Genomic DNA, 13,814 nt, shown 5'->3' with positions numbered 1-13,814 from the left:
TTTGCCGTCGGACCTGCTCCGCCCATTCATTTATCCAAGGACTTTGCAATGCAAAGCACTCTCGACAGCAAAATCCATGCCGGCATCATCATGGACGGCAACGGGCGATGGGCGACGCGGCTCGGCCTTTCGCGCAGCCAGGGCCACCGCGCCGGGGTGCGCGCCATCCGGCCGATCGTCGAGGCGGCGAAGGACATGGGCGTCGGCACGCTGACGCTCTACGCCTTTTCCGGCGACAACTGGAAGCGCCCGCCCGCCGAGGTCGCCGTGCTGATGACGCTGCTGAAATCCTATCTGGCCGAGGAGATCGAGACCCTCGTGGCTATGGGCGTGCGCCTCAGCGTGATCGGCCGCCGCGATCGGATCTCGCCAGCGCTGGCGCGACGCATCGAGGAAGCGCAGGCGCGGTCCGCGAGCGCCGGCGCGCTGCATCTGCGCATCGCCTTCGACTATTCCTCCCGCGACGCCATCCTCGACGCCGCCCGCCGGTCCCGGTCGGACACGACGCGGGAGGAGTTCGCGCGCCTGCTCACCGGCGGCGCGCCCGAATTGGATCTCGTCATTAGAACCGGCGGGGAGCAGCGGCTCAGCGACTTCCTGCTTTACGAATGCGCCTATGCCGAACTCCTGTTCACGGCGCGTCTGTGGCCGGATTTCCAGCCCGGGCACCTGCGCGAAGCCCTGGCGGAGTTCCGCAGCCGGCAGCGCCGGTTCGGCGCCGCGCCGGCCGAGAGGGTCGCCGCGTGAGCCGCTTGGAGCGAACCGGGCACCCGACTGCCCTCGATCTGCCGCGGCGGTTCGGCCCACGCGGCCCGGTCTCGCGCCGCCGGGTCGGGCGGAGCTTGCTGGTGGCGGGTCTCGTGCTGGCGGGCGCCAGCCTTCTCTGGAGTGTCTCCGCCTCTCCGGCGTTGCAGGCCTTCGCGCTAGGGCTCGCCTTTCCCGGCGGCGGGTTCGTGATCTGCGGCGCTTCCGCGCCGGCCATGGACATGACGGCCCTCTGGATCGGCGGCGCGTCGGCGGCCGCCTTCGGCCTCGCCCTGTTTCTCTGTTTCGCGACCGGAAACGTGCTCGGGCCGCCCGCCGTCTGGCTCGGCGCCGCCGTCGCTGCGTCGCTCTATGCCGTCCACCACGGCTGCCTTGCGGCGGAGAGCGGCGGACTGCCGGTTCTCGGCCTCACGCTGGCGGCGGGGCTGGCCGGGATGGGGCTCGCCTTCTTTCGCCCGGTCCCGGTTTCGACGCCCGGCATGGTGGAGCGTCCGGCAGCGCGCCCCCTGGTTCGAGTAGCCGCCTCCCCCAGCGAACTCGGCGACGACGATCTCGCGCGCCTGCGCTTTCTGCTCGACCGCGCCTTGCAGCCGCTGGACCGGTTCGACGGGTTCGAAAGGCTCGATCCGTTTCAGTCCGCCGCCTTGCGCTACCAGTTGCAGTTTGCCGGCTTCGCCCTCGCCATGATCCAGCGGAACCACCTGCCCGCCCTCCAGGCCTATCTCACGGACGCGCAGGCGAACCTGATCGATAAGGCGCGAGCGCACCGCGTCTGGCGCTATTGGGCAGCGGAAAGCCTCTGGGGGCGCGGCCGGATCGACCCGAACCCGTTCGCCGCCGACAACGTCATGTATACCGGTTTCTGCGCCACGCAGATCGCCCTGTTCCAGGCCGCCTCCGGCGACAGGCGCTTCAGCGTGCCGGGCGCCTTCTCGCTCATTCATCCCTCCGGCCGGAGGTTCCAAGCGGATTTTCCCTCGCTGGTCGGCAATATCGCGGGCCAACACGCCCGGTCGGATTTCGGCCTGATCGCCTGCGAGCCGAACTGGCTCTTTCCCGTCTGCAACAGCATCGGCTACGCCGCCATCGCCGCGCATGATGCGCAGTTCGGCTCGGGGGTGTGGGCCGGCATGGCCGCCCGCCAGCAGGCGATGCTGCGAAGCGAGTTCACGGATGGTCGCGGGCGGTTCGTCACCTGCCGCTCCAGCCATACGGGGCTCGCCGTGCCCGCCATCGGCGGCGTGCTCACGCAATTGCTGCCGAGCTTCTTTCTGAACGCGACCCTGCCCGTCCTCGCCGCCGAGAACTGGCAGCGTCTGCGCGGCGATCTCATCGAGCAAACGGGCGCCGGCACTCGCGCGCGCCTCGGCCAATTCTGGCCGATCGATGTCGGCAATTATCGCTTTACCCGGATCGCCGGTCTTTGCGGCGCGGCTGCCACGGCGGTTGAGCTGGGGGACCAGGAGGTCGCGGAGGCGATGCTGGGCGCGCTCGACGCCCGCTACCCCATGGCGACATCGGGCGGGACCGGACACCGCCCCGATGCCTCGATCTGGTCGCACGCTTTCGAGATCATGGCGCGGTGCGGGCGCCAGGACGGGTTGCGCGATCTGGTCCAGAATCCCGTCGACCCCAGCCGGGCCGAGACCTCGCCTCACATCTCCGCCTGCCCCTACCCGGCGGCGCTGGTCGCCAAAGCCGCTGCGTCGGAGGGGCAACTCGACATCACCTTGGTTCCAGGCTCCGGCGCCGCGCGTGTTTCGCTGGATCTGGCCGGCCTGCGGCCGTCGCGCGTCTATCGGCGCTCCGACGACGCCTCCGCCTTCACGAGCGGCCCGGACGGGCGGGCCTCGATCGACCTCCACCTGACCGAGCGGCGGCGCATCACGATCCGCGAGGCCGCGTGATGGCCTGCTGCATCCTGGCCGGCCTCGCCTTCGGCGCGGCCTTCGGCCTCGCGCGCGCGATCCGCCGTCTGTTCGGCACGCGGACAGACCCATTGAACTGGAGACCGGACCGGTGAACACGCCTGACCTTGGAAAGACCACTTCGCCCGCCCCGGCCCTGACCGCCTTGCAAGCCATTTGGCGCAAGCGGATCGGGAGCTTCGGCCATGCCTTTTCGGGCATCGGCTATATGGTCGCCACCCAGCCGCACGCCCGGTTTCATCTCCTGGCCGTCGCCGTCGTCGCTCCTGTGGGCTGGTCGCTTTCCATCACCGTCGCCGACTGGATGATCCTGGCGCTTGCCTGCGGCTTCGTTCTCGCCATGGAGGCCGTGAACACGGCGATGGAGCATCTCTGCGACGTCGTCTGCCCCGCCTGGAGCGAGAGCGTGCGCCGGACGAAGGACGTCGCCGCCGGCGCCGTTCTCCTCGCGGCCGTCACGGCGGCGATCGTCGGCCTTCTCGTCGTCGCCAAGAACCTAGCCTGAGGGCCGTCCGTGACCGATCCCGCTCAGGCCGCCAAGCGCCCGTCGAAGCGCCGGCGCGCGCTCTCGACCTCATCCATGTTCTGCAGCGTCCAGGCATAGAGCGCCTTGAAGGGCGTCTGCAGCGAGCGGCCGAGCGGCGTGATCTCGTATTCCACGGCCACCGGCGAGACCGGGATCACCCGCCGCGAAACCAGACCGTTTCGCTCCAGGCGGCGCAGGCACTGGGTCAGGGCCTTCTGCGTCACCCCTTCGAGCTGGCGCTTGATCGCATTGAAGCGCCTCGGCCCGGCGTCCAGCACGGTCAGGACCATCATCGACCACTTGTCGGCGATCTGGTCGAAGAGCAGGCGGCTGGGGCAGTCCACCGCGAAATGCTGGCATTCGGGCATTCGGTTTCCTCCGGTATACCTGGGAGCCTGAGAGTGCGTAATTGACGCTAGGTCTACAAAGTATACCTAAGGCCCGTCACGATCAACGGAGCCTTGCGTATGTCCGCCTCCTCCACCGAAACCCTGTTCCGCCCGATTCGGATCGGGTCGCTCGATCTGCCCAACCGCATCGTCATGGCGCCGATGACGCGCTCCTTCGCCCCCGGCGGCGTGCCCGGCCCCGCCAATGCCGAATATTATCGGCGCAGGGCCGAAGGCGGCGTCGGCCTCATCTTGTCCGAGGGCACGGTGGTGAACCGCCCGGCCTCGCGCAACGATCCCGGCATTCCCTTCTTTCATGGCGAGGCGGCGCTGGCTGGCTGGAAGGGCGTCATCGACGGCGTTCACGCCGCCGGCGGCCGCATGGGGCCGCAGCTCTGGCACACGGGCGCCGTGAAGAGCTTCCTCACGTCCTGGGAGCCCGACGTGCCGGTCGAGAGCCCCTCGGGCTTCGACGCGCCGGGCGTGGCGCGGGGCGTGGCCATGAGCGAGGAGGCGATCGCCGATACGGTCGCGGCCTTCGCCAAGGCCGCCGCCGACGCCAAGCGCCTCGGCTTCGACACGATCGAACTCCACGGCGCCCACGGCTATCTGATCGACCAGTTCTTCTGGGCCGGCACCAATCTGCGGGACGACCGCTACGGCGGCGCCACGCTGCGCGAGCGCTCGCGCCTTGCGGCCGAGATCGTCTCGGCCGTGCGCGCGGCGGTGGGACCGGACTTTCCCATCATCCTGCGCGTCAGCCAGTGGAAGCAGCAGGACTACGCGGTGCGCCTCGCCGAAACGCCGGACCTCATGACAGACTGGCTCGCGCCGCTGGTGGAAGCCGGCGTTGACATTCTCCATTGCTCGCAGCGCCGGTTCTGGGAACCGGAGTTCCCCGAGATCGACGGCGAGACCGGCTTGAACTTCGCGGGCTGGGCTAAGAAGCTGACGGGCGCCAGGACGATCAGCGTCGGATCGGTCGGCCTGTCCGGCGATTTCATGGCCGCCTTCGGTGGCGAAAGCTCTGAGAGCGTCGGGCTGGGCGGCCTGATCGAGCGAATGGAGCGGGACGAGTTCGACCTGATCGCGGTCGGCCGCGCGCTGATCACGGAGCCGCAATGGGTTGCGAAGGTGCGCGCGGGCGAAAGCGCCGGCCTGCGCGGCTTCGACGCCAAGGCTCTCGCCGAACTCGTTTGACCCCGGAGTCGTCGGAACGAACCGGGCGGGGTCTCGAACAGTTTCCTAGAAACTCCGCTCGATCGCATACACGAGTAGCAGCATCACGGCCCAGGTGAAGGAACCGACGACGACGCGGATCAGGAGCCGATCGAAGCGTTTGGGAGTCATCGCCCCATGCGCTTCGTCAAGGTCTTGAGACGCGTCTCGATCTTCGGATGGTGGTCGCGAGGCCAGCATGATGGCACTCCGGGTTTTGCTATCCGCCTATAGCAAGCCTCGAAGGTCATCCCAAGCGAAAGGCCGTGTGCTCATGGCACGCAGGCTGTTTGCAGTCGTGCGGCACCAGCCCCAGCAGACAAAACGAGGCGGCCTTCCGGCCGCCTCTGTTCATGTCACTCACATCTGGAATGCTTAGTATCAGGCCGGGCGCTCTTCTCCCGCGTTCGGGCGCCAGGTGATGAGCTTGCGCTCCACGACGTCCAGCACGAGATCGATGATCAGGACGAAGACCGCCAGGATGACGATGCCGGCGAAGACGCCGACCGCGTCGAAATTGCCTTCCGACCGGGCGATGAGGTAGCCGAGGCCCGCCGAAGCGCCGAGATATTCGCCGATGATGGCACCGACCACGGCGAAGCCGACCGAGGTGCGTAGGGACGAGAGGATCCAGCTCGCCGCCGCCGGGAAATAGACGTGGCGCAGCAGGTCCTTGCGCGTGGCGCCGAGGATTTTGGCGTTGGAGAGAACGACCGGGTTCACTTCCTTCACGCCTTGCATGGCGTTGAAGAAGGTGACGAAGAAGACGAGCGTCACCGCCAGGGCCACTTTCGACCAAAGGCCGAGCCCGAGCCAGAGCACGAAGATCGGCGCCAGCACGACGCGGGGAATGGCGTTGAAGCCCTTGATGAACGGATCGAGCACGCGAGCCGCGAAGGGGCTGAGGCCGAGCCAGACGCCGGCGGCGACGCCGAGGGCCGTCCCGATGACATAGCCGAGCACGGTCTCGCTGAGCGTGATGCCGACATGCTGGTAGAAGCTGGGGTCACTGACCCAGGTCACGACCTGCCCGACGATATCGAACGGCGCGGGAAAGAAGAACCGGTCGATGATCCCGGCACTGACGCCGAGCTGCCAGCCGCCCACGACGACGACCAAAAGGGCGAGTTGGATGAGGCGAACGTTAGTGCCGCGCATAGCTCTTCTCCACCTCGCCGCGAAGCGACGCCCAGATGTCGCGATAAAGGTCCATGAAACGGGGATCGAGCTTGATCTCCGCGACATTGCGCGGCCGCGCCAGATCCACCGGGAAGCTCTCGATGATGCGGCTCTTGGGGCCGGCGGCGAGAACCACGACCCGGTCTCCCAGTGCGATCGCCTCTTCCAGATCGTGCGTGATCATCACGACGGCGCGGCGATCCTCCTGCCACAGGCGCAGAAGCTCGTTCTGCATGAGGTGGCGGGTGTGGATGTCGAGCGCCGAGAACGGCTCGTCCATCAGAATGACCTTGGGCTCGGTGATCAGCGCCTGCGCCATCTGCACGCGCTTGCGCTGGCCGCCCGAGAGCTGGTGGGGATAGCGGGCCTCGAAGCCCTTGAGCCCGACCTTCTCCATCCAGGCCAGCGCTTTCGCGCGCCGCTCGCCAGCCGGGACCTGCCGGAACAGGAGGCCGAGCTCGACATTCTCGATCGCCGTCTTCCAGGGCAGGAGCGCGTCCTGCTGGAAGAGATATCCGATGTCGTTCTGAACGCCGGAGACCGGCTTTCCGTCGATGGCGACCTGCCCCGAAGCGGGCTTCAGGAGGCCGGCGATGGCATTGAGGATCGTGGACTTGCCGCAGCCCGTCGGCCCGACGATGGCGAGGAACTCCCCGTCGCGAACCTCCAGATCGACATTCTCCACGGCGACGAAGGAGCCGAAGGCCATGGTCACCCGGTCGATCGTCACCATGGACGGAGGAGCGGGGCCGTTGTCGGCGTTCGGCACGGGTGCGAGCTTTCTGACGGTGGCGGACATGGCGGGGGCCCTCAGTTCGACGCCTGCACCACGACCTTTTCCACGAAGGCGTTCGTGTAGGTCTTGGAGAGGTCGATGTCGGTCTTTTCGACGCTGGCGTTGAACGTCTTCAGCACCGCGAGCGGGGTCTGCAGATCCTCGGTCTTGAAGGTTCCATCCAGCGAGAAGATCGCCTTGGCGTTCTCGACGGCCTTCACATAGGTCGCCTTGTCCCCGGTCACGAAGTCGGAGGGGAGCTTGTCGACGATCTCCTCGGCGCTGTGGTCCTTCATCCAGTGAAGGGCCTTGACCGTGGCGTTGGTGACCTTCTGGATCACCTCGGGATTCTTGTCGATATAGCTCTGGCTGGCATAGAGAACCGAGGTCGGATAGATGCCGCCGTAGACATCCACGGCGCCGGCGTCCGAGCGCGCGTCGATCAGGATCTTGCCCAGGCCCCGCTCCGCCACGATCGTCGCGGCGGGATCGTAGTTCACGAGAAGATCGACCTTGCCCTGCTGGAGCGAGGCGACCGCCGCCGAGCCCGAGCCGACGCCGATCATCGACACGTCGTTTTCCGACAGGCCGTGGCGCTGGAGATAGTAGCGCACGAAGAAGTCCGAGGAGGAGCCCGGCGCGGTGATGCCGACCTTCTTGCCCTTGATCGTCTCGGGCTTGGCGGGGTCGAAATCGGTTTCGTTGGTGCCTGCCAGAACCAGGCCGGAATTGCGCGCCAGCTGGACGAAGCCGACGACGCTCTTGCCCTGCGCCTGCATCTGGATCGTGTGATCGTAGAAGCCGACCGCGATGTCGGTGGACCCCGCGACCAGCGCCTGAAGGACCTTCGAGCCGCCTTGCGCGAAATTCTCGGTGGTGACGTCCAGCCCTTCCGCCTCGTAGAAGCCGAGCGCGTCGGCGATCGGGAAGGGCAGATTGTTGAGATTGTAGGAGCCGACGCTGATGCGGACCGACTGCGCGTCGGCGGCGCCGACGAGTGCGAGCACGGCTGCGGCAGCCAAAAGCATGCGACGCATGAGATATCCTCCCGGAAAGTGAACCCGGCTCTCCCGGCCGGGCAGGTGATTGGATCAGGCCGCCCGTTCCATTCGGACGGCGGGCTTGGCGAAGACGAATCCTTCGAACAACCGACGCGCGGTTCTCACGATGCCAGCTACTATGGAACCCTGACGAAATTCGAGCTCGACATCGAGACGTCCGCCCGGATGTTCCAGACAAATTCGCGTGGGGACGGCGGCCCCGCCGATCGCCTGGAAAGCGATCGTACCGGGCGTGACGCAGGCCGTCGCGATGCCCACGGCCCCGGTGGTGGCAAGGGCCGGGTGGCACTCGTGCGGCATGAAATAGCGCACGCCCAGCGTTCCGCCCTGCGCGGGCGGCGCGATCAGGACCGGCTTGGGGATCACCTTGTCGGCGACGTCGCCCATGCCCATCCGCCTTCCTGCCTCCAGGCGGATGGCGGCAAGACGCGCGCCCAGCGCCGCGTCGGCGCTGAGATCGGCGGCGCTCTCGCAGCCGGTGACGCCAAGATCGGCAGCGCGCACGAGAACCATGGGAATGGCGCAATCGATGCAGGTCGCCTCGACCCCATCGATGATCTCCGAGGCGAGGCCGGTCGGCAGCAGCTTGCCGGTCTTGCCCCCGGCGGCATCGACGAAGGTCAGCGCGATCGGCGCCGCAAGCCCCGGCACGCCGTCGATCGAGGCGTCGCCGAGATAGGTGACGCGGCCGCCACTGGTCGGGACCTTGGCCTCGATCAACTTGCCGGTGTTGACGTTGTGGATGCGCACATGGGTCTGCCGGTCGGCGGCCGGAACGAGCCCGGCCTCGATCGCGAAGGGCCCGACGGCGGCCAGCATGTTACCGCAGTTCGGCGCGTAGTCCACGGTCCGCTGGTCGTTGCGGACCTGCGCGAAGAGATAGTCCACGTCCGCGTCCGTCACGCTCGCCGGGCCGATGATGGCGACCTTCGAGGTCACCGGGTTGCCGCCGCCGATCCCGTCGATCTGCAGCGGATGGCCCGAGCCCATGATCGACAGGAGCGCGGCGTCGCGCGCCGCCGGCTCGGCCGGCAGGTCGGAGCTCAGGAAAAACGGACCGCGAGAGGTGCCGCCGCGCATCAAGACGCAGGGGATCCGCATCAGGTCGTTCATCGCTAGCCCTCCCATTCATGCGCTCACTGGATCAATCCGTGGTTCTGTTGCAATTTGGCAAAGGACGAAGCTAATGTGAAATGCAAATATCGGGAGGAGTAATGCGTTTTGAACATCAATTGTGAGATCCTGGATCTGCGCGCGTTCCAGCTCGTGGTGGAGTTCGAGAGCTTCCACCGCGCGGCCGAGGCGCTGCACATGTCGCAATCGGCGCTCAGTCGCCGCATCCAGAAGCTGGAGGCCTCGATCGGCGCGCCGCTTCTGGAGCGCACCACGCGCCACGTCGCCGCGACGGCCACGGGGCAGGAGCTTCTGCCGCTGGTGCGGCGCATGCTGGAGGAGTTCGACGCCTCGCTCTTCTCGCTGAAGGACGCCAACAGCCAGCGGCGCGGGCTGATCACGATGGCCTGTTTGCCGACGGCGGCGTTCTACTTCCTTCCCAATGTCGTGCGCCGGTTCAACGAGGAATTCCCGCACATCCGGTTTCGGATTCTCGACCTGACGGCCAATGACGGATTGCGGGCGGTGGCGCGCGGCGAGGTCGAGTTCGGCATCAATCTCATGGGCAATTCCGACCCCGACCTTTCGTTCGAAGCCCTGATCGACGATCCGTTCGTTCTGGCGATGCGCAAGAACCATCCGCTGGCGGAAAAGGAGGTGATCCGCTGGCCGGAGCTCGAAGGCCACCGCTTGATCACGGTGGACCGGTCAAGCGGCAACCGGGCGCTTCTCGACGCGACGCTCGCCCGCGCCAACCTGCGGCTGAACTGGTTCTACGAGGTGACGCATCTCAACACCTCGCTGGGGCTGGTGGAGGCGGGCCTGGGGATTTCAGTTCTGCCCAAGCTGGCGACCCCGCAAGGTGAGCACCCGTTTCTCGTCACGCGGCCGATCGTCGATCCCGTCGTCACCCGCACGATCGGCCTGGTGCAGCGACGGAGCGGCCGCCTTTCGCCCGCCTCTGAACGCTTTCTCGAGATGCTGATCAAGACCTGGAAGCAGTAAGCGAAGCTTTGCCTTGTCACATCCGATCGGGGCCCTGTCACCGCAAAGCCAGCCGTCGCAAGATCATCGGACGACCAGAGACGCCCAGCTTTATCCAACCTCAGGTAATATCATCCGAGCTGGACGGGTGAAGCACCCCAACAACAATAACCGTCAGCTCCACGTACAATAGAAACTCTTCCTCAGTCAAAACCTGACCAAAAGGGTGCACTAACTATTATCGCATTATCAACATTTTCGTGAAAAAATCTCGCAAAGGTCTGCTCTGGGAGTTGTGGAATTGCGCCTGTCCATCAAGCTGAAGCTCAGTGTAGCATTCGCCAGCGTCCTGGGGATGATGGGGGCGGCTGGATACTACGGTATTCTGAGCCTTCAGTCTTCCAACGAGAATATGCAGACGTTCATCGACCGTCCCTATGCACAGACCAAGCGCATAGAAGACGCCGCGAAGAATATGCACAGCCTGGGTCGAAATATGAATCGCTTTCTGGCGATCACAAACGATGCGGAGATCGCGGATCTTCGATCGAAGATCGACCAGGGCGTTGTCGAAGAAATCCAAGCTTTGGCCGACTACAAGTCCGGTTTGGGCGGTGAGACGCCCGCAGCGTTGGAAGTCGCCGATTCTGTCATCGCCAATCTCAAGACTTGGCAGGTCATGATCGACAAGATCATGGACATTGCACAGGTCAACTCCATGACGCGCGCCAACGAACTTTACGCTCGCGAGGCCGTGCCGTTGATCAACGAGATCACCGGCGATTTCACGGACACGATCGGCAAGATCGACGGCAACCCGAGTGTCTCGAGCGAATTGCGAAGCGCTCTGATCGCGGTCCGTTTCTCCCTTCCGCAGATGATGTACAATCTGATGGCGGCCTTGTCCGAGCAGGACGATGCCCGCCTGCAGGTCGCGAAACAGTCGCTGGACAACCAGATCGCCGCGTTCGACAAGGCGTTCGCGTCCTATGTGGAGAAGGCGAAAACCTCCCCCTTGTCGGCCGCGGCCATCGAGCAGAGTGGCAATTGGGAACACCTGAAGCCTGTCATTCAGAAGATCGCCGCCTTTGGGACCGCGAACGACGCCGAGCACGCCAACGCTCTGTTCATGGCGGAAGCGCGCCCGCTCATGTATGTCATATTCGGCCAGCTCGATAAGCTGATCGCGGAAGAAACGACCTTTGCCCAGACCCTGGCGAAGAACACCGAGACCGAGTTCACGGCAACTCGCGAGACGATGATCGTGCTGGTCGCGCTCGCCCTCCTGATGGGCGTGGGCGCCGCCATCTGGCTGGCGCGATCGATCTCGGGCGGCCTCAACCTCGCCAAGCATCACGCTCGCAAGATCGGCGACGGCGACATTTCCGAGAAGATCGAGGTCAGGCACAACGACGAGATCGGCGATCTCCTCACCACCATGTGCCAGATGCGCGGCAAGCTGAACGAGACCATCGTCGCGATCCGCGAATCCTCCGCCCAGGTCTCGTCCGGCTCGGCCCAGTCCGCCGCCACCGCCGAGCAGCTTTCCTCCGGCGCCACCGAGCAGGCCGCCGCCTCCGAGCAGGCCTCGGCCGCGATCGAGCAAATGAGCGCCAATGTGCGCCAGAACGCCGACAATGCCGGCACCACGGAGAAGATCGCAGCCCAGGCCTCGGTGAACGCCGAGAAGTCGGGCGCGGCCGTCGGCGCCTCGGTGGTCGCCATGCGCACCATCGCCGAGAAGATCACCGTGATCCAGGAGATCGCCCGCCAGACCGACCTTCTGGCGCTGAACGCGGCCATCGAAGCGGCCCGCGCCGGCAGCCATGGCAAGGGTTTCGCGGTGGTCGCCTCGGAGGTGCGCAAGCTCGCCGAGCGCTCCCAGATCGCCGCGCAGGAAATCGGGCAATTGTCGACGCAGACGCTTCTGACCTCGGAAGAGGCCGGGGAGATGCTGGACGCGCTGGTGCCCGACATCCGTCGCACGGCGGAACTGGTGACGGAGATTTCGGCGGCGTGCCGGGAGCAATCGATCGGCATCGACCAGATCAACCAGGCGATCCAGCAACTCGATCAGGTGACCCAGTCCAACGCCGGGGCGGCCAACGAGATGGCGGCGACGGCGAGCCAATTGTCCGCCGAGGCGGGGCGCCTGGAAGAAAGTGCGGGCCATTTCAAGCTGGAGGCGGCCGCCGCAGCCAAGGTGGCCAAGGCCGACCGGGCCGCCAACGTCGCCGAGCTGCGCGCCAAGGTGCAGGCCTTCGGCGCCACCTACGCCAAGCCGAAGACGGCGCCCGTCTCGCACGCGCCGACCGCATCAAACGCCCCTGCCGCCGCGTCCAATGGCTTCGACATGACGCTAGACGACACCAGCGACTTCGAGCGCCTGAGCGCCTGAGCCTCCCCAAGGCGTCTCGCGATCGATCTTCGATCAAGATCAGGAAGATGGGTGCGGGCGACCCGAGGGCCGCCCGGCCGCACGGAGCGCTCAGCCCTTGGGCTCGGCGCTCCCCTTCTGCTCCATCAGGCGCCGATGGCGCAGGATGTCGGCGACGAAGTTACGCGACAGGCTGTGGTAGAGCGGCGCGCCGGAGACGAGGCGCGCGGTGCCGAAGCCGAGAAGCGAGGCCAGCATCACCGGCACGACATTGCCGGCATTGCCGGTCATTTCCAGGATGATGACGAAGGCCGTCATCGGCGCCTGGACGACGCCCGCGAAATAGCCGGCCATGCCGAGCGTCGCGGCCAGGCCGGAGCCGAGGCCGAAGGCGAGGCCAATCGTCGAACCGAGGCCCGCCCCAACCGCCAGCGAGGGCGCGAAGATGCCGCCGGGAATGCCCGACACCATCGAGGCGAGCCCGGCCACGAACTTGGCGAGGAAGAAGAAGGGCGACAGCGCCGTGCCCTCGATGGCCGAGCGGGCCTGCTCGTAGCCGGTGCCATAGGTCGTTCCGCCCGAGAGAAGTCCCGCGAGTGCCACGACGAGGCCGCACAGGGCAGCCACAGCGACGATCCGGGCGGGCGCGCCCTTGGTCCAGCGCCGGACCCGCCGCATGATCGCCAGCGCGCCGCCGCTGAACATGGCGCCGAACGCGCCGCCGAGAACGCCGCAGGCGACCACCAGCAACCAGCCGCTCGCCGTCACCACGTCCGCGTCGGTGCGGCCGAAATAGGTGTAGTTGCCGGTCAGCGCCAGCGAGGCGAGGCCCGCCAGAACCACCGCCGAGAGCACGAGGCCGTTGGTGCGCGCCTCGTAGGCGCGGCCCATCTCCTCGATCGCGAACACGATGCCGGCGAGCGGCGTGTTGAAGGCCGCCGCGATGCCGGCGGCCGACCCGGCGAGGATGAGGCCGCGCGCGTGCGCCATGCCGCCCAGACGCCCCGTCGCCAGCATGATCGCCGCGCCGACCTGCACGGTCGGCCCCTCGCGCCCGATCGAGGCGCCGGACAGGAGGCCGAGCAGGGTGAGAAAGATCTTGCCCATCGCCGTGCGCAGCGACAGGAGAAGCCCCCGGTCGGCGTCGCTTTCCAGATGCCGCGCGGCGATGGCCTGGGGAATGCCGCTGCCGCCCGAATTGGGAAAGAAGCGCAGGGCGAGATAGCTCGACAGCGCGAAGCCGGCGGGAGGCACGACCAGCAGGGCGGCCGGGCCGAGATGGCTGGCCATCGCCTCGAACATCCGCTGCGCCCAGTCCGCCATCTCCGCGAAGGCCACGCTGACCAGCCCCACCGCCAGCGCGCCCAGCCAGAACACGAGGCGCGGGCGCCAGACCCGCTTCGACATCCAGACCGCGCGGGATCGGCGAAGCATCGGCACGCGGCGGATTCTGGATCGGGTTCCGGCGAGGTTCGGCATGCGGCAAACTCACAAGCGAT

General features: G+C 66.6%; 12 protein-coding genes. 6 read left to right on the top strand and 6 right to left on the bottom strand.

Going from position 1 to position 13,814, the window contains the following annotated elements; genetic code table 11:
- Positions 1-48: 48 nt before the first annotated feature.
- From AUL32_RS17400 to AUL32_RS17390, 3 genes are all read left to right on the top strand, one after another.
- Complete coding sequence (locus AUL32_RS17400) at positions 49-747, top strand: di-trans,poly-cis-decaprenylcistransferase (protein WP_062117665.1); 699 nt, start codon at positions 49-51, stop codon at positions 745-747.
- Positions 744-2,672: a linalool dehydratase/isomerase domain-containing protein gene (locus AUL32_RS17395; protein ID WP_062117662.1), complete on the top strand. Its 1,929-nt coding sequence runs from the start codon at positions 744-746 to the stop codon at positions 2,670-2,672. The genes AUL32_RS17400 and AUL32_RS17395 overlap by 4 nt, the downstream gene beginning before the upstream one ends.
- A 112-nt stretch (positions 2,673-2,784) precedes the next feature.
- The gene (locus AUL32_RS17390; RefSeq protein WP_202814406.1) at positions 2,785-3,198 is read left to right on the top strand and encodes a diacylglycerol kinase family protein; all 414 of its coding nucleotides are present in this window, start codon (positions 2,785-2,787) and stop codon (positions 3,196-3,198) included.
- Positions 3,199-3,221: 23 nt separating this feature from the next.
- Here AUL32_RS17390 and AUL32_RS17385 read toward each other — a convergent pair whose 3' ends face one another.
- Positions 3,222-3,587 (bottom strand): winged helix-turn-helix transcriptional regulator, encoded by a 366-nt coding sequence (locus AUL32_RS17385; protein WP_061978376.1) that lies wholly within the window; start codon positions 3,585-3,587, stop codon positions 3,222-3,224.
- A 99-nt stretch (positions 3,588-3,686) separates the two neighbouring features.
- Here AUL32_RS17385 and AUL32_RS17380 point away from each other — a divergent pair, with 99 nt between their 5' ends.
- A complete protein-coding gene (locus tag AUL32_RS17380; protein WP_062117660.1) occupies positions 3,687-4,808 on the top strand; it encodes an NADH:flavin oxidoreductase in 1,122 nt (373 codons plus the stop codon).
- Between the two features lie 399 nt (positions 4,809-5,207).
- Here AUL32_RS17380 and AUL32_RS17375 read toward each other — a convergent pair whose 3' ends face one another.
- From AUL32_RS17375 to AUL32_RS17360, 4 genes are read right to left on the bottom strand one after another with little or no spacing between them, the layout of a single operon-like run.
- Positions 5,208-5,984 carry an ABC transporter permease gene (locus AUL32_RS17375; protein WP_062117657.1) on the bottom strand — a complete coding sequence of 259 codons (777 nt, stop codon included), beginning with the start codon at positions 5,982-5,984 and terminating at the stop codon, positions 5,208-5,210.
- Positions 5,971-6,804, bottom strand: coding sequence for an ABC transporter ATP-binding protein (locus tag AUL32_RS17370; RefSeq protein WP_156421517.1), 834 nt, complete (start codon positions 6,802-6,804; stop codon positions 5,971-5,973). The genes AUL32_RS17375 and AUL32_RS17370 overlap by 14 nt, the downstream gene beginning before the upstream one ends.
- A gap of 11 nt (positions 6,805-6,815) precedes the next feature.
- Entirely contained in the window at positions 6,816-7,817 is a 1,002-nt protein-coding gene (locus AUL32_RS17365) for an ABC transporter substrate-binding protein (RefSeq protein WP_062117652.1), read from the bottom strand.
- A 54-nt stretch (positions 7,818-7,871) separates the two neighbouring features.
- Entirely contained in the window at positions 7,872-8,954 is a 1,083-nt protein-coding gene (locus tag AUL32_RS17360; RefSeq protein ID WP_062117649.1) for a 4-oxalomesaconate tautomerase, read from the bottom strand.
- Positions 8,955-9,062: 108 nt separating this feature from the next.
- On the opposite strand from AUL32_RS17360, the gene AUL32_RS17355 reads away from it, so the two are divergent.
- Together AUL32_RS17355 and AUL32_RS17350 are read left to right on the top strand one after the other, a co-directional pair.
- Positions 9,063-9,959, top strand: coding sequence for a LysR family transcriptional regulator (locus tag AUL32_RS17355; protein ID WP_062117646.1), 897 nt, complete (start codon positions 9,063-9,065; stop codon positions 9,957-9,959).
- Between the two features lie 280 nt (positions 9,960-10,239).
- A complete protein-coding gene (locus tag AUL32_RS17350) occupies positions 10,240-12,336 on the top strand; it encodes a HAMP domain-containing methyl-accepting chemotaxis protein (RefSeq protein WP_082659777.1) in 2,097 nt (698 codons plus the stop codon).
- A gap of 90 nt (positions 12,337-12,426) precedes the next feature.
- On the opposite strand, the gene AUL32_RS17345 is transcribed toward AUL32_RS17350, so the two are convergent.
- A complete protein-coding gene (locus AUL32_RS17345; RefSeq protein ID WP_062117640.1) occupies positions 12,427-13,794 on the bottom strand; it encodes a chloride channel protein in 1,368 nt (455 codons plus the stop codon).
- Positions 13,795-13,814: the final 20 nt, after the last annotated feature.

Origin of the sequence: Aureimonas sp. AU40, from assembly GCF_001463785.1 — a bacterium.
Lineage (GTDB): Bacteria > Pseudomonadota > Alphaproteobacteria > Rhizobiales > Rhizobiaceae > Aureimonas.
Note: the sequence above shows the minus strand (reverse complement) of the source record. Positions and strands in the feature narration are given on the sequence as shown.